The organism is Sphingomonas sp. AC522, assembly GCF_979258125.1.
The window spans coordinates 2,861,271-2,879,491 of record NZ_OZ409836.1 but is presented as its reverse complement, the minus strand read 5'-3'; the positions used below and the strand labels follow the sequence as shown (position 1 = coordinate 2,879,491).

General features: G+C 64.4%; 20 protein-coding genes and 1 tRNA gene. 12 read left to right on the top strand and 9 right to left on the bottom strand.

The features are described 5' to 3' along the window. Positions 1-35 precede the first annotated feature (35 nt). From gatC to ACZZZM_RS14520, 5 genes are read left to right on the top strand one after another with little or no spacing between them, the layout of a single operon-like run. Positions 36-323, top strand: a complete 288-nt coding sequence (gene gatC, locus ACZZZM_RS14540) for an Asp-tRNA(Asn)/Glu-tRNA(Gln) amidotransferase subunit GatC (protein WP_463595794.1) — start codon at positions 36-38, stop codon at positions 321-323. Further along, positions 323-1,807: an Asp-tRNA(Asn)/Glu-tRNA(Gln) amidotransferase subunit GatA gene (gene gatA / locus ACZZZM_RS14535; protein ID WP_463595793.1), complete on the top strand. Its 1,485-nt coding sequence runs from the start codon at positions 323-325 to the stop codon at positions 1,805-1,807. Before gatC ends, gatA begins: the two co-directional genes overlap by 1 nt. Position 1,808: 1 nt before the next feature. Continuing rightward, a complete protein-coding gene (locus ACZZZM_RS14530; RefSeq protein WP_463595792.1) occupies positions 1,809-1,958 on the top strand; it encodes a hypothetical protein in 150 nt (49 codons plus the stop codon). Next, positions 1,955-3,457, top strand: coding sequence for an Asp-tRNA(Asn)/Glu-tRNA(Gln) amidotransferase subunit GatB (gene gatB / locus ACZZZM_RS14525; RefSeq protein WP_463595791.1), 1,503 nt, complete (start codon positions 1,955-1,957; stop codon positions 3,455-3,457). Before ACZZZM_RS14530 ends, gatB begins: the two co-directional genes overlap by 4 nt. Positions 3,458-3,478: 21 nt before the next feature. Then, complete coding sequence (locus ACZZZM_RS14520; protein ID WP_463595790.1) at positions 3,479-4,084, top strand: peptidylprolyl isomerase; 606 nt, start codon at positions 3,479-3,481, stop codon at positions 4,082-4,084. Here the strand turns inward: ACZZZM_RS14520 and ACZZZM_RS14515 are convergent. The 3 genes from ACZZZM_RS14515 to ACZZZM_RS14505 all read right to left on the bottom strand — a co-directional run bounded on the left by ACZZZM_RS14515 (position 4,081) and on the right by ACZZZM_RS14505 (position 5,275). Further along, a complete protein-coding gene (locus tag ACZZZM_RS14515) occupies positions 4,081-4,800 on the bottom strand; it encodes a Crp/Fnr family transcriptional regulator (protein WP_463595789.1) in 720 nt (239 codons plus the stop codon). The two genes, ACZZZM_RS14520 and ACZZZM_RS14515, sit on opposite strands and share 4 nt — an antisense overlap. Positions 4,801-4,902: 102 nt before the next feature. Next, the gene (locus ACZZZM_RS14510; RefSeq protein ID WP_463595788.1) at positions 4,903-5,085 is read right to left on the bottom strand and encodes a hypothetical protein; all 183 of its coding nucleotides are present in this window, start codon (positions 5,083-5,085) and stop codon (positions 4,903-4,905) included. A 10-nt stretch (positions 5,086-5,095) separates the two neighbouring features. Continuing rightward, complete coding sequence (locus ACZZZM_RS14505; protein ID WP_463595787.1) at positions 5,096-5,275, bottom strand: hypothetical protein; 180 nt, start codon at positions 5,273-5,275, stop codon at positions 5,096-5,098. Positions 5,276-5,381: 106 nt separating this feature from the next. Here ACZZZM_RS14505 and ACZZZM_RS14500 point away from each other — a divergent pair. From ACZZZM_RS14500 to ACZZZM_RS14490, 3 genes are all read left to right on the top strand, one after another. Then, positions 5,382-5,466 (top strand) — tRNA-Leu (locus ACZZZM_RS14500). Positions 5,467-5,531: 65 nt separating this feature from the next. After that, positions 5,532-7,184, top strand: coding sequence for a trigger factor (tig, locus tag ACZZZM_RS14495; protein WP_463595786.1), 1,653 nt, complete (start codon positions 5,532-5,534; stop codon positions 7,182-7,184). A 114-nt stretch (positions 7,185-7,298) separates the two neighbouring features. Continuing rightward, the gene (locus ACZZZM_RS14490) at positions 7,299-8,231 is read left to right on the top strand and encodes a glycosyltransferase family 2 protein (RefSeq protein WP_463595785.1); all 933 of its coding nucleotides are present in this window, start codon (positions 7,299-7,301) and stop codon (positions 8,229-8,231) included. Between the two features lie 129 nt (positions 8,232-8,360). On the opposite strand, the gene ACZZZM_RS14485 is transcribed toward ACZZZM_RS14490, so the two are convergent. Beyond that, entirely contained in the window at positions 8,361-9,365 is a 1,005-nt protein-coding gene (locus tag ACZZZM_RS14485; protein WP_463595784.1) for an SDR family oxidoreductase, read from the bottom strand. 176 nt (positions 9,366-9,541) lie between these two features. Here ACZZZM_RS14485 and ACZZZM_RS14480 point away from each other — a divergent pair, with 176 nt between their 5' ends. The 3 genes from ACZZZM_RS14480 to ACZZZM_RS14470 all read left to right on the top strand — a co-directional run bounded on the left by ACZZZM_RS14480 (position 9,542) and on the right by ACZZZM_RS14470 (position 12,316). Further along, complete coding sequence (locus ACZZZM_RS14480) at positions 9,542-10,180, top strand: ATP-dependent Clp protease proteolytic subunit (RefSeq protein WP_463595783.1); 639 nt, start codon at positions 9,542-9,544, stop codon at positions 10,178-10,180. A gap of 101 nt (positions 10,181-10,281) precedes the next feature. Then, positions 10,282-11,538: an ATP-dependent Clp protease ATP-binding subunit ClpX gene (gene clpX, locus ACZZZM_RS14475; protein ID WP_463595782.1), complete on the top strand. Its 1,257-nt coding sequence runs from the start codon at positions 10,282-10,284 to the stop codon at positions 11,536-11,538. A gap of 118 nt (positions 11,539-11,656) precedes the next feature. Then, on the top strand, positions 11,657-12,316 hold the full coding sequence (locus ACZZZM_RS14470) for a hypothetical protein (RefSeq protein WP_463595781.1): 660 nt from the start codon (positions 11,657-11,659) through the stop codon (positions 12,314-12,316). Here the strand turns inward: ACZZZM_RS14470 and ACZZZM_RS14465 are convergent. The 3 genes from ACZZZM_RS14465 to ACZZZM_RS14455 all read right to left on the bottom strand — a co-directional run bounded on the left by ACZZZM_RS14465 (position 12,300) and on the right by ACZZZM_RS14455 (position 14,926). After that, positions 12,300-13,733 carry an NCS1 family nucleobase:cation symporter-1 gene (locus ACZZZM_RS14465; protein ID WP_463595780.1) on the bottom strand — a complete coding sequence of 478 codons (1,434 nt, stop codon included), beginning with the start codon at positions 13,731-13,733 and terminating at the stop codon, positions 12,300-12,302. The genes ACZZZM_RS14470 and ACZZZM_RS14465 overlap by 17 nt on opposite strands. 64 nt (positions 13,734-13,797) lie before the next feature. Then, complete coding sequence (locus tag ACZZZM_RS14460; RefSeq protein WP_463595779.1) at positions 13,798-14,115, bottom strand: hypothetical protein; 318 nt, start codon at positions 14,113-14,115, stop codon at positions 13,798-13,800. 1 nt (position 14,116) lies between these two features. Then, complete coding sequence (locus tag ACZZZM_RS14455; protein WP_463595778.1) at positions 14,117-14,926, bottom strand: extracellular catalytic domain type 1 short-chain-length polyhydroxyalkanoate depolymerase; 810 nt, start codon at positions 14,924-14,926, stop codon at positions 14,117-14,119. 300 nt (positions 14,927-15,226) lie between these two features. Here ACZZZM_RS14455 and ACZZZM_RS14450 point away from each other — a divergent pair, with 300 nt between their 5' ends. Continuing rightward, positions 15,227-16,255 (top strand): alpha/beta fold hydrolase, encoded by a 1,029-nt coding sequence (locus ACZZZM_RS14450; protein ID WP_463595777.1) that lies wholly within the window; start codon positions 15,227-15,229, stop codon positions 16,253-16,255. Here ACZZZM_RS14450 and ACZZZM_RS14445 read toward each other — a convergent pair. Next, positions 16,227-16,829 (bottom strand): methyltransferase family protein, encoded by a 603-nt coding sequence (locus ACZZZM_RS14445; protein WP_463595776.1) that lies wholly within the window; start codon positions 16,827-16,829, stop codon positions 16,227-16,229. The genes ACZZZM_RS14450 and ACZZZM_RS14445 overlap by 29 nt on opposite strands. Beyond that, entirely contained in the window at positions 16,829-18,139 is a 1,311-nt protein-coding gene (locus ACZZZM_RS14440) for a M1 family metallopeptidase (protein ID WP_463595775.1), read from the bottom strand. Before ACZZZM_RS14440 ends, ACZZZM_RS14445 begins: the two co-directional genes overlap by 1 nt. Positions 18,140-18,221 lie beyond the last annotated feature (82 nt).

Genomic DNA, 18,221 nt, shown 5'->3' with positions numbered 1-18,221 from the left:
GCACTGCGGCAATGCGCTCTGATAGGCGCAGCCGCATGTCCGTAGATACTGCAACCGTGAAGAAGGTGGCGAGCCTCGCACGCATCGCAATCAGCGATAGTGATGCCGAGCGCCTCGCGCCCGAGCTCAACAACATCCTCGGCTGGATCGAGCAGCTGGGCGAAGTCGATACTTCCTCGGTCGAGCCGATGACCGCCGTGATCCCCAACACGCTCCGCCTGCGCGAGGATGTGGTGACCGAGGGCGGCCAGCGCGATGCCGTGCTGGCGAACGCGCCGCAGGGCGAACATGGCTTCTTCACCGTGCCGAAAGTGGTCGAATAATGAGCGATCTCACCGATCTCGGCGTAGCGGCGCTACGCGACGGCATTCGCACGAGCCAGTTCTCGGCGCGCGAAGTGGCCGACCAGTTCATCGTCAAGGTGAGCAAGGCCAAGGAGCTCAATGCCTTCATCGTCGAAACGCCCGAGCATGCGCTGGCAGCAGCACGCGCGGCCGACGAGGCGGTGGCGCGCGGCGAGCCGCTCAAGCCGCTTGCGGGCGTGCCGATCGGGATGAAGGATCTGTTCTGCACCAAGGATGTGCAGACCACCGCGGCCAGCCATATCCTGGAGGGCTTCAAGCCGGTCTATGAGTTGGCCGTCTCGCAGAACCTGTGGAATGCCGGCGCGGGCATGCTCGGCAAGCTCAATATGGACCAGTTCGCGATGGGCTCGTCCAACGAGACCAGCGCGTTCGGCAACGTCATTTCGCCCTGGCGGCGCAAGGATGGCGGCAATGCGCCGCTGACCCCAGGCGGCTCCTCGGGCGGCAGCTCGGCGGCGGTTGCTGCGCGGCTCGTGCCCGGCGCGACCGGCACCGATACCGGTGGCTCGATCCGCCAGCCCGCGGCGTTCACCGGCATTTCGGGCATCAAGCCAACCTATGGCCGCTGCTCGCGCTGGGGCACGATCGCCTTCGCATCGTCGCTCGACCAGGCCGGACCGATGGCGCGCGACGTACGCGATTGCGCGATCCTGCTCGAGAATATGGCAGGCTTCGACGTTCGCGATTCGACTTCGCTCGATCTGGCGGTGCCGAAGTGGGAAGAAAATCTCTCGGGCGATCTTCGCGGCAAGAAGATCGGCGTGCCCGCCGAATATCTGATGGATGGCACCCCGCCGGAGATCGTCAAGCTCTGGGAAACCGGGATCGAGTGGGTGAAGGATGCGGGGGCCGAGATCGTCGAGGTCTCGCTGCCACACACCAAATATGCACTGCCGGCTTATTACATTATCGCCCCCGCCGAGGCATCGTCGAACCTCGCGCGCTATGACGGCGTCCGCTACGGCCTGCGCGACTTGCCCGAGGGCGCGAACCTGCAGGACATGTACGCCGCGACGCGCGCGGCCGGCTTTGGCGAAGAAGTGAAGCGCCGCATCCTGATCGGCACCTATGTGCTCTCGGCGGGCTTCTACGACGCCTATTTCACCCAGGCATCGAAGGTGCGCACGCTGATCGCGCGCGATTTCGAGCGCGCCTGGCTGTTCTGCGACTTGCTGCTGACGCCGACCGCGCCCTCCGCGGCATTCGCGCTGGGCGAAAAGTCGAACGATCCGCTGGCGATGTATTTGAACGACGTGTTCACGGTGCCGTCCTCGCTCGCGGGCCTGCCCGCGATGAGCGTGCCAGGCGGGGTAGACGCAGGCGGTCTGCCGCTCGGGCTGCAGATCATCGGCAAGCCGCTCGATGAGCAAGGCGTGCTGAACGCCGGTCTGGCGATCGAGGAACGCGCCGGGTTCGTCGCGCGGCCGGAGGCTTGGTGGTAAATTGAGCTGGTTTGGCGAACTGATTCAAGATCTGGTTCGCGATATCTTTGTCGAAGCCGCCAAGCGTCGGTTTGGCAAGGGCAAGAAAAAGGTGGCGCTTGCGCAAAAGCACCGCCGGCCCTGGGAAAGAAGTAGAGGTCGAAAGAAGTGACCGAGAGTACCTATCGCATCCATGGCGAAACCGGCGAATGGGAGGTCGTAATCGGCCTCGAAGTCCACGCCCAGGTCACGTCCAACGCCAAGCTCTTCTCGGGGGCCGCGACCGAATTCGGTGCCGAGCCGAACAGCCAGGTCAGCCTGATCGATGCCGCCATGCCCGGCATGCTGCCGACGCCGAACCGCGAATGCGTCCGCCAGGCGGTGCGCACCGGGATGGCGCTGGGCGCAGTGATCAACAAATGGTCCCGGTTCGACCGGAAGAATTACTTCTACGCCGATCTGCCGCAGGGCTATCAGATCAGCCAGCTCTATCACCCGATCGTGGGCGAGGGCGCGATCGAAGTGAGCCTCGACGAGAAAGATCCGAACGCGGTGGTCAAGACCATCGGCATCGAGCGGATCCATATCGAGCAGGACGCGGGCAAGCTGATGCACGATCAGCATCCGACGCGCTCGTACGTCGATCTCAACCGCGCGGGCGTCGCGCTGATGGAAATTGTCTCGCGGCCCGATATGCGCTCGCCGGTGGAAGCGGGTGCTTATCTCGCCAAGCTGCGCTCGATCCTGCGCTATGTTGGCTCGTGCGACGGTAATATGGATCAGGGTTCGATGCGCGCCGACGTCAATGTCAGCGTCCGACGCCCTGGCGAGGAACTCGGAACGCGGACCGAGACCAAGAACGTCAATTCGGTGCGGTTCGTGATGCAGACCGTCGAGATCGAGGCCAAGCGCCAGGTCGAGGTGCTGGAGGCGGGCGGGCGGATCGTCCAGGAGACGCGCCTATTCGATCCCGACCGCGGCGAGACGCGCTCGATGCGCTCGAAGGAAGACGCGCACGATTACCGCTATTTCCCCGATCCCGATCTGCTGCCCCTCGTGCTCGACGATGCGTTTCTGGACGAATGCCAGGCGAGCCTGCCTGAACTGCCCGACGCCAAGCGCGGCCGCTATGAGCAGGATCTGGGGCTGACTGCCTATAATGCCGCGGTGCTGACTGCAGACGCCGACACTGCGCGCTGGTTCGAAGCATTGCTGGCCGAAGGCGCCCGCATTCAGGGCAAGGGCGAGCAGGAAGTCGCCCGGGCGAGCGCCAATTGGCTGATCTCCGACCTGTTCGGCGCGCTCAACAAGCTCGGCAAGGGCTTGGACGAGAGTCCGGTCAGCCCGGTGCAGGGCGCCGAATTGCTGGCGCTGCAGGCGGCGGGGACGATTTCGGGCCCGCTCGCCAAGCAGGTGTTTGAGATCATGCTCGAGACCGGCGACGGGGCGGAGAAGATCGTCGAGGAGCGCGGGCTCAAGCAGACCAGCGACACCGGCGCGATCGAAGCGGTCATCGCCGAGGTGCTGGCGAAGAACCCGGGGCAGCTGGAGCAGTATCGCGGCGGCAAGGAGACCCTGTTCGGCTTCTTCGTCGGCCAGACGATGAAGGCGATGCAGGGCAAGGCGAACCCGGCAGTGGTTAATGAACTGCTGAAAAAGGCGCTGGGCTGAGGCTCGTCCGAGGAGAATCACATGCGCTGGTTTTTGGTCGCGTTGCTGTCGTTGATCGTGCTCCCTGCTGCAGCGCAAACCGCCGTACCAACGGCCAATCCCCGTGTCGCGTTCGAAACCGAGGCCGGCCGCTTCGTGGTCGAGGTCTATGCGGACAAGGCGCCGGTCACCGCGGCCAACTTCCTTCGCTATGTCGACGCCAAGCGGCTCGATGGAGTCACTTTTTACCGCACCGTAAAAGTGCAGGACCGTTTCGGCTTTGTGCAGATGGGGCTGCAGAACGATCCCAAGCGGATATTCCCGCCGATCCGGCATGAGCCGACCAGCGCGACAGGGATCAAGCATCTCGACGGGACGCTTTCGATGCCGCGGCTCAAGCCCGGTAGTGCGCAGGGGGAGTTTACAATCAGCGTGGGCGATCAGGCGTCGTTCGATGCAGGATCGGGTAGCCCGGAGGATAATCTCGGTTATGCCGCGTTTGCGCGGGTGATCGAAGGGATGGATGTGGTGGTGAAGGTGATGGATGCGCCGGTCTCGCCCACCGCGACGCTGCGCGGGGGCACGTTCAAGGGCCAGGTGCCAGTGAAGCCCGTGCGGATCCTGACAGTGCGCCGGCTCAAGCCCTAACGCTCGCGCTTTTCCAGATAGAGATACATCGGGTCGAACTCGGCGATGCGCTCGAGCCCGGCCAGGTCGCGAATCGTCACGCGACCGTTGCGGAACTCGACAATGCCGCCTTCGCGCAGGTCCCGCAGCACCCGGTTCACATGCACCGAAGTGAGGCCCAGGCACTCGGCGAGCTCGATCTGAGTGATCGGCAGGCTGTATCCTGTCGGGTCGGAAAGGCCGACGATCCCGAGGCGCACCTGAAGCTCGCAGAAAAGATGCGCAGTGCGCTGGAGCGCCGTGCGCCTGCCCAGCGAAACTTCCCATTCGCGGTGGATGCATGCGTCGAGATTGGTGGAGAACCACAGGATGCGCGTGAGCCGGGGATGCTCCTCGGTAAGCCGCTTGAGCCGATCGTGGGGGGCCTTGCCGATCAGGCAGGGGGTGAGCGTCATCACGCTGTGATCGAGATATTTGAGCGTGAAGCTGTGCAAATCGGCGAAATCGCCGGCGACGTGGATCTCGGTGATCTGGCGCTGGCCGTTGCTGAGATCCTTGTACCGGCTCATCAGCCCATCGAGCAGCAATGTCGAATGGTGCAATTCCTGGCCTGGGCGAATGAAGCTGCGATCGGCGGGCAGGCGCTCGGTCTCGCAGATGACGTCGCGGAGCGCGGCCTCCTCAGCCTCGCTGATCGTGTTGCGGGCGCGCAGTTTCATCAGTTGTCGATCGATCATGCGCTTCCCTCGAATCGGGCGGGTTGCGGACCGGCCCTGCATGGCTGAACGGGAATCATGCCGATAGCGTTCCAAGCCGGTCCGCCATCGGCATGCTCGCAGCTATTGCTGGGTCACGTCCTGGTTCTTCACTTCGCCGCGCGAGCCGCTGACGCCGTCGTCCACGCCGGGCTTGTCGAGCGGCGAAGTGTTGGCGCCGCCATTGGCCGCCTCGGCGGCATCGGCGCGCGATTCGACCACTTGTTCGAGGTCGGAGCGGGAGTTTGTGCGATCGGTGTCGGTCATGATTCTTTCCTCAGGCTGTCGGCTGCATCGGAGTCGCGGGCGGATCGCCGCCGGGATTGGGTGCGGGCACGTCGATATCGGGCGCGGGGGGCGTATATTCGGGGGGGGGCGTGGAAGGCTGGCCGGGCTGCGGCGCGGCGGGCGCTTCGTCGGGCGGCGTGGTCGGCTGGATCGGTGGTTCTACGGGCATTGGCGCTCTCCTCGCCTCCCTCAACGCCATGCCGGCTTTCAAGTTGCCTCGACCCTTGCCCCCGCTTGCGTGACTGCTATAGAGCCGCCCGACCGGCGGTGCCCCTGCGGGCGTGGCGGAACTGGTAGACGCGCCAGATTTAGGTTCTGGTATCGAAAGGTGTGGGGGTTCGAGTCCCTTCGCCCGCACCAGCACCGCCGCTCTTGATCAGCGTTCCGGCGCCGTGATCTCATTCTTGTTTGGAAGCCTGAAGAAAATGCAGACTGTCGAGACGTTGAACGAGGGCCTCAAGCGCGCCTTCACGCTCAAGATCACCGCCAAGGATATCGATTCGAAGGTCGATGCCGAAGTGAAGCGCGTTGCGCCGACGATCAAGATGCCCGGCTTCCGCCCCGGCAAGGTGCCCGCGAATCTGATCCGCAAGATGCACGGCGAGGCGCTGGCGCAGGAAGCACTCAACAGCTCGATCCAGGAAGGCGTGCAGCAGCTGATCGCCGACCAGAAGCTGCGTCCGGCGATGCAGCCTTCGGTCAGCCTTGAAGGCGAATATGCAGCCGGCGGCGACGCCGAGGTCAAGGTCGAGCTCGAAGTGCTCCCGGACGTGCCGACGCCTTCGATCGAGGGGCTCAAGCTCGAGCGCCTGACCGTGCCGGTTGCCGATTCGGCTGTGGACGAGCAGCTCCAGCAGCTTGCCGGCCAGCAGAAGTCGTGGACCGACGCCGCAGACGATCATGCCGCGGCGACGGGCGACCAGGTTACCATGGATTTCGTCGGCAAGACGACTGACGGCGTCGCCTTCGAGGGCGGCACCGGCACTGACATGGCAGTCGAGATCGGCTCGGGCCGCCTGATCCCAGGCTTCGAAGACCAGCTGGTCGGCGTGAAGGCCGGCGACGAGAAGCAGATTTCCGTGACCTTCCCTGCGGATTATGGCTCGAAGGATCTCGCCGGCAAGCCCGCGACCTTCGATCTCAAGATCACCAAGGTGCAGACCGCCGGCGAAGCCAAGATCGACGACGATTTCGCCAAGCAGCTGGGCCTCCAGAGCCTCGAGCAGCTGACCGGCTTGCTCAAGGGACAGCTCGAGCAGCAGAATAACGGCCTGACCCGCACTCACATGAAGCGCAAGTTGCTCGATCAGCTCGCCGCGGGCCATGATTTCCCGGTGCCGCCGTCGATGGTCGATGCCGAGTTCCAGCAGATCTGGGCGCAGCTTCAGCACGAAGCCGAGCATGAGGCCGATGTCGACGCCGCCAAGGCCGAGCTGGATGCCGAGCGCGACGAATATCTCGCGATCGCCGAGCGCCGCGTGCGCTTGGGGCTGCTGCTGTCCGAGATCGGCAACGCCAATGGCGTCGAAGTCAGCCAGAACGAAATGAACCAGCTGATCGCGCAGGCCGCACAGCAGTACAGCCCGGCCGACCGCGAGCGTTTCTATCAGTATGTTCGCCAGGAGCCGATGGCCGCAGCCCAGCTCCGCGCGCCTTTGTTCGAGGACAAGGTTGTCGACTATCTGTTCGACAAGGCCGAGATCAGCGACCGCGAAGTGACCAAGGAAGAGCTGGAAGCCGCGATCGAGAGCGAAGATGGCTTCGACACCGGCACGCATCACCACGATCACGACAACCACAAGCCGAAGGCCAAGAAGGCTGCCAAGCCCAAGGCTGAGAAGGCGGCCGCCTCTGAAGCCAGTGCCGGCGAGCCTGCCAAGAAGGCTGCGAAGCCGAAAAAGGTCGAAGCGGCTGACATCGAGCCCGCGGCGCCTGGCGACGAGCTGGTCCAGGCTGAGCCGGTGAAGAAGGCGGCGACGAAGAAGGCGCCGGCGGCCAAGGCTGAGGATGCGGCTCCCGCTGAAACCGAGGCAAAGCCGGCTAAGAAGGCTGCCGCGAAGAAGAAGTCGGCGGAGTAACTTCCTTTTTTGTCATCCCGGCCTTGAGCCGGGATCCCGCTTCCTTTTTGGGAGCGGGTAGACGAAGAAGAAGCGGGATCCCGGCTCAGGGCCGGGATGACGTTAGGGGTATGAATGGCCAGCGCCGAACCGCGCATCGCAGTCCTGCTGCCCTGCTATAACGAGGAAGCCGCGATCGCGCAGACGGTCGCGGGCTTTTGCGCGGCGCTGCCGACCGCCACGATCTACGTGTACGACAATAACAGCCGCGACCGCACGATCGAAGTGGCGCGCGCGGCCGGGGCCGTGGTCCGCAGCGAGCGGATGCAGGGCAAGGGCAATGTCGTGCGGCGGATGTTCGCCGATGTCGATGCCGACATCTATGTGATGGCCGATGGCGACGCGACTTACGATCCGCAAGCCGCCGCGGCGATGGTCGTGCGGGCATGTGACGAGGGCCTCGACATGATCGTCGGCACCCGGGTGCATGAGGCCGTCGATGCCTATCGCCGCGGGCATGTGCTCGGCAACCGGGTGATGACCGGCATTCTCGCCCGCCTGTTCGGGCGGAGCTTTACCGATATCTTCTCGGGCTACCGCGTCTTCTCGCGCCGCTTCGTGAAGAGCTTCCCGGTGCTCTCTTCCGGGTTCGAGATCGAGACCGAGATCAGCGTGCATGCGCTGGAATTGAAGATGCCGGTCGGCGAAGTCGAGACCCGCTATTTCGCGCGGCCCGAGGGGTCGGTCTCTAAGCTCAGCACCTATGGCGACGGCTTCCGTATCGCCCGGACGATCCTGACGCTCTACCGCATCGAGCGGCCGATGCTGTTCTTCGGACTGGTCGCCGCGGCGTTCGCATTGCTGGCGATCGGGCTGAGCGTGCCGCTGGTGCTGACGTTCCTCGAGACACACACCGTGCCGCGATTCCCGACGGCCATCCTTGCGACCGGGCTGATGATCTTGGCGTTCCTCAACCTGTTTACCGGGCTGATCCTGGATACGGTGGTTCGTGGGCGCCGCGAGATGCGGCGGCTGGCGTATCTGGGGGTGAAGGGGCCGCTTAAATAACGATCCTCCCCGGCACGGGGAGGGGGACCAGCCGCAGGCTGGTGGAGGGGGCGTGCCGCGTGCACTGCCTTATGAGGAGAGCCCCCTCCGTCACGCTTCGCGTGCCACCTCCCCGTGCCGGGGAGGATGTCACACCAGCTTCAAATCCTTCAGCGATTGCGCCGTCGCGACCACCGCTTCCTCGTTGCTCCGCGGCGTCCAGCCCAGCGCCTTCGCCTTGTCGTTGCTCGCGCGCCCGCGAATGCCGAGCCGCGGCACCGCTTCGCGGGCGATCGGGCTGACCAGCGCCAGCGTGCGGACGACACAGCTGGGCAATCGGCGCGGGACCCTGGTGCCGAGATGATCGTGGAGGATCAGCGCCATCTGGTGGAGCGAGAGCGGCTCGCCGGCGATGGCGAGGAAGCGCTCGTTGCGGGCTTCGGGACGCGTCATCGCCAGCAGCTGCAGGCTGGCGACATCGCGCACGTCGATGACTCCGAACCACAGATCGGGAGTGCCCGGCAGCTTGCCCTCCATCATCCGGCGGACCAATTCGATCGAAGTCGACAGATCCTTGCCGAGCGCCGGGCCGAAGATGCCCACCGGGTTTACGACGGCCAGCTCCAGGGCACCGCCCTCGCGCTCGATAAAGTCCCAGGCGGCACGCTCGGCGAGGGTCTTGGACTTCATATAGGGCTGGACCGCGGGGCCGTTGACGTCGGTCCAGTCGGCCTCGGTGAAGGCTGCCGGGCGCTCGCCATGCCCGTAGCCGATCGCGGCGAAGGACGAAGTCAAGACGACGCGCTTGACGCCAGCGTCGCGCGCGGCGCGGAGCACGCGGAGCGTTCCTTCCACTGCGGGGCGGATTAGCTCCTGCTCGTCCTTGGGTTGGGTCAGCGGGAAGGGGGAGGCGACGTGCTGGACATAGTCGCAATCCGCCGCGGCCTCGGCCCAGCCCTTGTCGTTTTCGAGATCGGCAACCGCGAAACCCAGCCGGGTCGTATCGGCGCCGGCGCGCTCGAGCGTGGCGCGGACCTCGGCCTCACGCGCGGGGTTGCGGATCGTGGTACGGACGAGATGGCCCGCTTCGAGAAGCTGGAGGATGACATGGCTTCCGACGAAGCCCGAACCACCGGTAACGAGAATTTTTTGCATGCGTAACGATGTGCGCTTTAGTGCAGACTTCGACAAGGGTAACGCCGTTCCGGCCGTTAAGCGCGCCCTTTCACTGCGTTGACCCCTTGCGCGGCGCTAACCAAGCGCCGATGTTGGGTTTGGGCAAAAACACGAACGATAAGAGATTTCCCCTTATGCATCCGCTTGAAGGTCAGATGACCATTGATCCCGTCACCGGCGGGCTGGTTCCCATCGTCATCGAACAGTCGAGCCGCGGCGAGCGCAGCTTCGACATCTTCTCGCGCCTGTTGCGCGAGCGGATCATCTTCATCACCGGTGGCGTCGAGGACCATATGGCCTCGCTGATCACCGCGCAGCTGCTCTTCCTCGAGTCCGAGAACCCGAAGAAGGACATCTGGATGTACATCAATTCGCCGGGTGGCGTGGTGACCGCCGGCATGGCGATCCACGACACGATGCAATATATCCGTCCGCGCGTCGGCACGGTCTGCATCGGCCAGGCGGCGTCGATGGGCAGCTTCCTGCTCGCGGCCGGCGAGCCCGGGCTTCGTGTTGCGCTTACCAATGCGCGGATCATGATCCATCAGCCCTCGGGCGGCGCGCAGGGCATGGCATCGGATATCGAGATCCAGGCCAAGGAAATCCTGCGCATCCGTGCGCGGATGAACGACCTGTACGTCAAGTATACCGGCCAGCCGCTCGAGCGTATCGAGCGCGCTATGGACCGCGATACTTTCCTCGAAGCCGAGGAAGCCAAGGCGTTCGGCCTGGTCGACGAAGTATATGACAAGCGCCCCGGAATTGCCGAGGATGGCTCGTCAGCTACTGTTTAACGAAGCTGGGTTATATCCGTTTTCGGATTGCCCGATAATCACTCGCGTGTATTTTGGCGGGTGGCGTAACGTGCGCACGAGAGCGCACGGGAGATGATTGAATGACGAAGCTCAGCGGCGGCGACTCCAAGAGCACCCTTTACTGCTCGTTCTGCGGCAAGTCGCAGCACGAAGTGAGGAAGCTCATCGCCGGGCCGACCGTGTTCATCTGCGACGAATGCGTCGAGCTGTGCAACGACATCATCCGCGAGGAGACCAAGTCTGCGCTTGTCTCCAAGAAGGACGGTGGCGTGCCGACGCCGCAGGAGATCTGCGACGTGCTCGACGATTACGTGATCGGCCAGAAGCAGGCGAAGCGCGTGCTCTCGGTGGCGGTGCACAACCATTACAAGCGGCTCAACCACGGCGCCAAGGGTGCCGATGTCGAGTTGGCGAAGTCGAACATCCTGCTCGTCGGACCGACCGGCTGCGGCAAGACGCTGCTGGCCCAGACGCTGGCGCGCATCCTCGACGTGCCGTTCACGATGGCCGATGCGACGACGCTGACCGAAGCCGGCTATGTCGGCGAGGATGTCGAGAACATCATCCTCAAGCTGCTCCAGGCTTCCGACTATAATGTCGAGCGGGCGCAGCGCGGCATCGTCTATATCGACGAGATCGACAAGATCAGCCGCAAGGCCGAGAATCCCTCGATCACTCGCGACGTTTCGGGCGAGGGCGTCCAGCAGGCGCTGCTCAAGCTGATGGAGGGCACCACCGCTTCGGTGCCTCCGCAGGGTGGCCGCAAGCATCCGCAGCAGGAATTCCTGCAGGTCGATACGACCAACATCCTGTTCATCTGCGGTGGTGCGTTTTCGGGCCTCGAGAAGATCATCGGCGATCGTCTCCAGGGCAAGTCGATCGGTTTCGGCGCGCATGTCGCCGGACCGGACGAGCGCCGCACGGGCGAATTGCTGCGCTCGACCGAGCCGGAGGATCTGCTCAAGTTCGGGCTCATTCCGGAATTCGTCGGCCGTCTGCCGGTCATTGCGACGCTGGAAGATCTCGACGTCGATGCGCTGATCAAGATCCTCACCGAGCCGAAGAACGCGCTGGTCAAGCAGTATCAGAAGCTGTTCGACATGGAGACCGTCAAGCTCGGCTTCAACGAGGATGCGCTGGTCGCAATTTCCAAACGGGCGATCGAGCGCAAGACCGGCGCGCGTGGCCTCCGCTCGATCCTGGAGGGCATCCTGCTCGACACGATGTTTGACCTGCCCAGCATGGATGGGGTGGACGAGGTCGTGGTCGACAAGGATGTGGTCGACGGGCGCAAGGAGCCCGTGCGCGTTTACGCCAAGAAGGAAAAGGCGGGCTGATAAAGCCCGCCCGCGTCCCCAATTCCGTCATCCCCGCGAAAGCGGGGACCCAGAGTGTCTGTGCCGAGCCGCTCGTGACCCTGGGTTTCCGCTTTAGCGGGAATGACGAAGGTTGGGGATGACCGCCCCCGACCCCCTTGGCGAAGCGCATGCGCGGCGGCGCAACGTCCGCTTCTGGCATGCCTTTATCTGGTTGCTGATCGGCGCGATCGTCTACGCGGTCGCGTTGGCGCTGGCGCTGCTGCTCTATCCCGATCCCAAGGATGCGCTGGCGCCCGTTATCGGCCCCAGCCTGTACCTGACGCCCTTGTTCGGGCTGCCATACCTGCTGGTCAGCGCCCGCCAGCGCGGGTGGCTGCGGCGGGTTTTCTATTTCACTGTGCTGCTGACCTTCGCGCATATCGTCGCGAACGATCTTGCGTGGGGTTATGGGGTCGCGCACTTCCCGCTTGAGCCTTCCCCCAACGACTATTGGCAATATCTGGCGACCGGCGCGATCGGCGGGTTTGCCGGCGGCGGGCTGGCCTTCGTCTTTCTCGTGTGGATGCGGCTTACGCCGTTGACCCGAGGCACGCGGGTCATCGTGCTGGCGGGGATCGTCGTTCTCACGGTGCTGGGCGGGCTCGGAATGGCGCATGGGCTGGCGGTGACCGAGGCGCTGGAGATGCCCTTCAAGCCATCGCGCTTCGTGTTCTGGTTCCTCTGCGTGCACCTGCCGTGGCAAGTCGCCTTCGCTTTCGGGACGGCATGGCTGATGCGGCTCAGGCCGCGCGCTTGAGGCGCATCAGCGCGGTGTAGACCACCAGCGCGATCCCGAGCCCGATGAACCATGCCCAGGTGTAGACGCCCATCCAGAACGGGCCTGCGCTGAATGTACCGGGCGCAGCGGTGGCGAGGAAGCCGGGGAGGTTGGGGAGCACGCCTGCTGCAAAGGCGATCAGCGCCGCGGGGTTCCAGCGGCCGTAGCGGCCATCGGTGCGATAGAGATCGGCGGTGTCGAGCTCGGTTTTCCGGATCAGCCAGTAATCGGCGATCAATATGCCCGCGATCGGCCCGAGCAATGCCGAATAGCCCGCCAGCCATACGAAGATATAGCCGCCGGTGGAGGCGAGCAGCTTCCACGGCATGATCAGGATCGCGATGCCGGCGGTGATCATTCCGCCGGTGCGGTAGCTTATCCGCCTGGGGCTGAGCGACGAGAAGTCGTAGGCCGAGGAAACGAGGTTGGCGGCGATGTTGCACGAGACGGTGTCGAGGCTGATCACGACCAACCCGAGCAATACCAGCGGCCCGGCAAAACGGCCGGAGAGCGCCACCGGGTCCCAGATCGCCTCGCCGTAGATGACGACGGTGGCGCTGGTGGTGATGACGCTGGCGAGCGCGATCAGCCCCATCATCGGCGGCAGGCCGATCGTCTGGCCGATCGCCTGATCCCTTTGCGAGCGGGCGAAGCGAGTGAAATCGGGGATGTTGAGCGCCAGCGTCGCCCAATAGCCGATCATCGCGGTCAGCGCCGGCCAGAAGACCAGCCAGAACTGCCCCTCCTTCACTCCGCCGTGGACGAAGGCGGAGGGTGCGGCGAAGATCGGCCCGAGGCCGCCCGCCGCGTCCACTGCCCACCAGACAAGCGCCACGCAGACGAGGAGCTTGAACGGCGCTGTCCAGGTCTCGAGCCGACGAATCGTCATCAGCCCCTTGCGGACGAAGAAGAGCTGGATCGTCCAGAAGACCAGGAACGCCGCCAATTGCCCGGCGCCAATATCGAGGACGGGGAGGGGCGCGCCCCTCAGATCCTGGCCCATCAGGATGCCAAGCAGCGTCAGCAGCGCCTCGCCGCCGATCCAGGTCTGGATTCCATACCAGCCGCAGGCGACCAGCGCGCGGGCCACGGCCGGGATCCGCGCGCCGATGGTGCCGAACGAAGCGCGGGCAAGCACCGCGAAGGGGATGCCGTGCTTGGCGCCGGCATGGCCAACCAGCAGCATCGGCACCAGCACGATGGCATTGCCGAGCAACACCGTCCCCGCCGCCTGGCCTGCCGACATGCCCTGCTCGACCAGCCCCGCCGCGAGCATCCATGCCGGCACCGCGACGATCATCCCGATCCACAGAGCCGCATAATGATACCAGGCCCAATTCCGCTGCTCGGACCCGGTCGGCGCGAGATCGGAATTCCAAAGCGTATCGTCGTGCATGGCAAGGCCCCCCTTTGCCGGTTCGTCCTGAGACTAAGCCGGGAAAATGTGAATGGCCATGCCGCTAGCGCATCAGTCCGGCGGCTCTGAGCGCGTCTTCGATGATGCGGCCGACGCCGACGGATTCCGGCAGGCGCTCGGGTCTAGCGGAGGTGTCGGGACGGCCGATCGCCTTTGGCCGCACGGCTTCGCGCGCGGGCGCAGCAGGCCGAGCCGCGGGCCGTGCGGCCTTTTCGGTCAGGCCCCAGGAGGCGGCGATACGGCGCGTGGAGGAAATCCCGGCTTCGAGCATATACGGTCCGGCCACGCCGCATGCCTCGTCGCCGGAGGTGCTGAGCGGGGTTCCGTGCCCCATTCCGGCGAGACGATATTCCTCGATCACGTCACGGCCGTCGGTGTTCCGCCAGACGCGGTGGCGGTGGCCCGCTACCTTTTCGTCCAGCGCGGGTTTTGCACCGGCACCGTGAAGCGAGCGCCATTGCTCGATGATCAGTTCCGAGTTGGCGGGGACCACCGTCGTGTCGCCGGTCCCATGCCAAGACCGATAACGTAGGCCACGGACCTTGATAATCCGATGCCGCCGAGATCAGGCCGCCGAGCGCGGCGGCGTTGGGGCCGCCATGCGCCCGCATGCGATCGAATGCCTCGGGGACGGAATGGGCAGTGCCGTAAGGAAGCCCGGCGATGATCGCGCCGCCCGCGAAGACCTCCGGATAGGTCGCGAGCATCACCGAAGTCATAGCGCCGCCCGCCGAAAGGCCGGTCACATAGACCCGCGCCGGATCCAGGCCGTGCTCGGTGATCATCGTAGCCACCATCTGGCGGATCGACAGCGCCTCGCCGGAGCCGCGCCGCGTGTGTTCAGCGGTGAACCAGTTGAAGCAGAGATTGGCGTTATTGGCGCGCTGTTGCTCGGGGAGAAGGACTGCGAAGCCCTGTTCGTCGGCAAGCTGCGACCAGCCGGCGCCGCGATCATAGCCCGCGGCGTTCTGGGTGCAGCCGTGAAGGACCACTACAAGCGGCGCGCCTTCGCGCATATTTTCGGGCACATGATATAAAGCGGCAAGCGCTCCGGGATTGCTCCCGAATTTCCTCAGGCTGCGCAGCCGCGCAGCTTCCGCGCCTGGCGTCATCGCCATAGGGCTGCCACGGAGCGCAGTGAGGCGGGTAAGCGTGTCGTTGAGGCGTCGCATGGGCTTGCTCCTGGCCGGGCCAAAGCCCCTGAACTTGCTCAACAACTCCGGGGAGGAATCGTTGCTGCACTGCACAATGTCGGGGCTTGGCGGCTCGACTGCAAGGCGGCACACCTGTCTTTTGCCCTCTACGGAACGCGGGAACACCAAGATTGTTAAGGCGACCCGAGAAGAGCTGCCATGCCTATACTTGTGTTAATTCGTGCTTTTTTCACGCTTTTGTCGCTCGCGATCCTTGCCGTTGCCGCGTACCTTCTTTGGGATTGGTACCAAGGAGATCTGGTCCGCTACGCGGACGGCGTGATCCGGCTGCACCGCAACGAATGGCAGCTTTGGACGGGCGGGGCGATGCTTGCCTGGTCTTTGCTGGGGCGTTTCCTGACCCGGTTGTTGCTGGCGCGTAGAGACATCGATCCCATGCTACCGGCGCGTAGCGGCGGGCGCACTTTGATCAGCGAGACCGGCGCGGAACTCTATATCGAAGAGCATGGCTCGGCCCTCTCGCCGCCACTGATCCTGACCCATGGCTGGTCGCTGGACAGCACGATCTGGCACTATGCGACGCGCGACCTAGCAGGCCGTTTCCGAGTGATCGTGTGGGATCTGCCGGGCTTCGGCCTCTCCAAGCGCAGCGACCTCAAGGTGTGCCTGAGCGAATTTGCACGCGACCTGAAGAGCGTGGCCGGACAGGTAGGGGACCAGCGGCCGATTCTGATCGGTCACAGCATCGGTGGGATGATCATTCAGACCCTTGCGCGAGACCATCCGCACTGGTTTCGCGAGCATGTCGCCGGGGCCGCCCTGTTCAACACGACCTTCACCAATCCGCTGAAGACGATGATCCTCAGCGGACTGCTCCAGGCGCTGCGCAAGCCGATCATCGTGCCGATGTTGACGCTGGAGATCTGGCTGTCACCGCTGGTGCGGGTGATGCGCTGGCAGAGCTATCTCAGCGGCTCGACGCATATGACCGTGCGGTTCGGCTTTGGGCGGTTCGTGACGCGGAGCCAGCTCGATCACGTCGCGTTGCTGATGACCAAAGCCTCGCCGGCGGTGGATGCCCGCGGCGATCTTGCGATGCTGCGCTGGGATGGCTCGCAGGGCGTCGCGAACCTGGATGTGCCCGCGCTGGTGATTGGCGGAAATGTGGACATCGTCACCAAGGCCGAGGCCAGCGCGATCATTGCAGACCGCGCGCCCGATGCGGACCTGCTGATCCTCGACGGCGCCAACCATATGGGCCGGTCGAGCGGGCGGGGGCGTATAACGATGCCGCGGCGACCTTCGCGGAGCGCTGCGCCTAGATCACGCCCGGCACGAACCGCTTAACCCGCGAGGCATAAGCATCGTAAGCAGCGCCGAACTGCGCGCGCAGCATGCGCTCCTCGATGGTGATCCGCATCCAGGTGCCGATCCAGTAGAGCGGCACGCCCACCACCAGCCCACGCCAGTGGCCGAAGGCGAGCGCCATTGCGAGCATGAAGGCGAATAGCCCGGTGTAGATCGGGTGGCGGATCGCGGCGAAGGGGCCCCAGGTGACGAGCTGGTGGTCCTCGCGGGTGCGGGCGACGATGCTCCAATTCTTCCCCATCGCGCGCGAGGCCGAGAAGAATAGCAGGATCGTCAGCGCCATCAGGATAAGGACCACGCCAGCCTCGCTAATTGCGAGCGTGCTGGCGGGATCGAGCGAGGTGCGGATCGGACCGAAGCCGACCGCGACGAAGCCGAGCCCCTGGATGAGCACGCCGAGCATCGAAGTGGAGGATTTCTTCTCCGCAACCTTGGGTGCATTTCCGATCCGGCTACGGGCGATGGCCAGCGCCGCAAGGAAGACGAAGAAACCCACGGCCATCACGCCGAGCGCAGTCTGGCTGGTGGGTTCGGGATGGATCAGCGCGATCATCAGTTCCGCCGGAACATGAAGTTCTGATAATCCTCCACTGTCTTTGAGCGCTTGAGGATGCGCGATGCCGGATCGGCGATGACATGGGCGCCGGCGGGCACACGGATCGTCGCAGTGCCACCAGGCATTTCGACGCGCTGTACCTTGCCATCGACCGATATTTCGACCGGAAGGGGGAAGGGCTTGTCGGCAGGCGTCTTCCATCGCAGCGTGAGCCTGTCGCCGTCGCGCTTCTCGACCAGCTCGGGAAGCGCGGCCTGCTTCAGGTACACGTCGAAGAACCAGTTCATGTCCTTGCCCGTCACCTGATTGACGAAGCCGATATATTCGGGAGTCGAAGCGAAGCGGGGCTGGAAATTGCCAGGTTTGGGATCGCTGCGGCCATAGACGAGAAGGCGGGTCGCCTCGAAGAATTGCGCGTCGCCGATCAGATTGCGCAGCGTATGGAGCACCCAGGCGCCCTTGGTGTAGATGTCCTGGCCCGGGCCACCCTTGGCTTCTTCATATACCTCTTCCTCGGTGCGGATCTTGCCCGAGACGATGGGGGCGAGGTTCTGCACCTGCATGCGGAATTCGTCCATCATCACGGCATAGCGCGCCTCGCCCTCACGCCAGCGGCCATAGAGCGGCTGCATATATTGGGCATAGCCTTCGTGGAGCCAGTAATCGTCCCAATTGCCGGCCGACATCTGGTTGCCGAACCATTCATGGCCGAGCTCGTGCTGGAATATCTCGTCGAAGCCCGAGGGGGTTTTCTTGTAGTTGTTGCCATAGGCGTTGATCGTCTGGTGCTCCATGCCGAGATGCGGCGTCTCGGCGACGGCAACCTTCTCGTCATACCAGGGATAGGGGCCGATCACTTCTTCATAGAAATCCATCGTCGGGGCGAATTCGGCGAAGAGTCCCGCGGCCTTCTTGTCGCGGCCGGGGATGTACCAATAGGCCATCGGTATCTTGTTGCCGAAACGGCTCTGATAGGTGCCGGTCAGTTCCTTATAGGGCGCGATCTGAAGCGCGATCGAATAAGGATTGGGACTGCGCGCGCGCCAGTGCCAGACCGTGCGGCCGTCGGGGAGCGTGTCCATGCCGACAAAATTGCCCGGCCCGGGCGCCTTGAGGCCCACGGGGACAGTGACATGCAGATCGACCTTGTCGGGCTCGCCGCGCGGGAAATCGAGGCAGGGCCAGAAGAGATCGCAGCCATAGCCTTCGGAGGTGGTGGCGATCCACGGCTTGCCGTCGGGAGTTCTTGGCCCAGACGATGCCGTCGTCCCAGGGGGCGCGGACGGCGACATGGGGTGTGCCGCCATAAGTGATGCGGACCACGGCGCGCTGACCGGCTCGCATCCGGCGGGGAAGCTGGATCGCCAGGCGCCCTTCCGGATTGCTCCA

Coding starts and splice junctions, on each gene's coding strand:
- gatC (WP_463595794.1), top strand. CDS start 36: ATGTCCGTAGATACTGCAACCGTGAAGAAGGTGGCGAGCCTCGCACGC.
- gatA (WP_463595793.1), top strand. CDS start 323: ATGAGCGATCTCACCGATCTCGGCGTAGCGGCGCTACGCGACGGCATT.
- ACZZZM_RS14520 (WP_463595790.1), top strand. CDS start 3,479: ATGCGCTGGTTTTTGGTCGCGTTGCTGTCGTTGATCGTGCTCCCTGCT.
- ACZZZM_RS14515 (WP_463595789.1), bottom strand. CDS start 4,800: ATGATCGATCGACAACTGATGAAACTGCGCGCCCGCAACACGATCAGC.
- ACZZZM_RS14510 (WP_463595788.1), bottom strand. CDS start 5,085: ATGACCGACACCGATCGCACAAACTCCCGCTCCGACCTCGAACAAGTG.
- ACZZZM_RS14505 (WP_463595787.1), bottom strand. CDS start 5,275: ATGCCCGTAGAACCACCGATCCAGCCGACCACGCCGCCCGACGAAGCG.
- tig (WP_463595786.1), top strand. CDS start 5,532: ATGCAGACTGTCGAGACGTTGAACGAGGGCCTCAAGCGCGCCTTCACG.
- ACZZZM_RS14490 (WP_463595785.1), top strand. CDS start 7,299: ATGGCCAGCGCCGAACCGCGCATCGCAGTCCTGCTGCCCTGCTATAAC.
- ACZZZM_RS14485 (WP_463595784.1), bottom strand. CDS start 9,365: ATGCAAAAAATTCTCGTTACCGGTGGTTCGGGCTTCGTCGGAAGCCAT.
- ACZZZM_RS14480 (WP_463595783.1), top strand. CDS start 9,542: ATGACCATTGATCCCGTCACCGGCGGGCTGGTTCCCATCGTCATCGAA.
- clpX (WP_463595782.1), top strand. CDS start 10,282: ATGACGAAGCTCAGCGGCGGCGACTCCAAGAGCACCCTTTACTGCTCG.
- ACZZZM_RS14470 (WP_463595781.1), top strand. CDS start 11,657: ATGACCGCCCCCGACCCCCTTGGCGAAGCGCATGCGCGGCGGCGCAAC.
- ACZZZM_RS14465 (WP_463595780.1), bottom strand. CDS start 13,733: ATGCACGACGATACGCTTTGGAATTCCGATCTCGCGCCGACCGGGTCC.
- ACZZZM_RS14455 (WP_463595778.1), bottom strand. CDS start 14,926: ATGCGACGCCTCAACGACACGCTTACCCGCCTCACTGCGCTCCGTGGC.
- ACZZZM_RS14445 (WP_463595776.1), bottom strand. CDS start 16,829: ATGATCGCGCTGATCCATCCCGAACCCACCAGCCAGACTGCGCTCGGC.
- ACZZZM_RS14440 (WP_463595775.1), bottom strand. CDS start 18,139: ATGGCGGCACACCCCATGTCGCCGTCCGCGCCCCCTGGGACGACGGCA.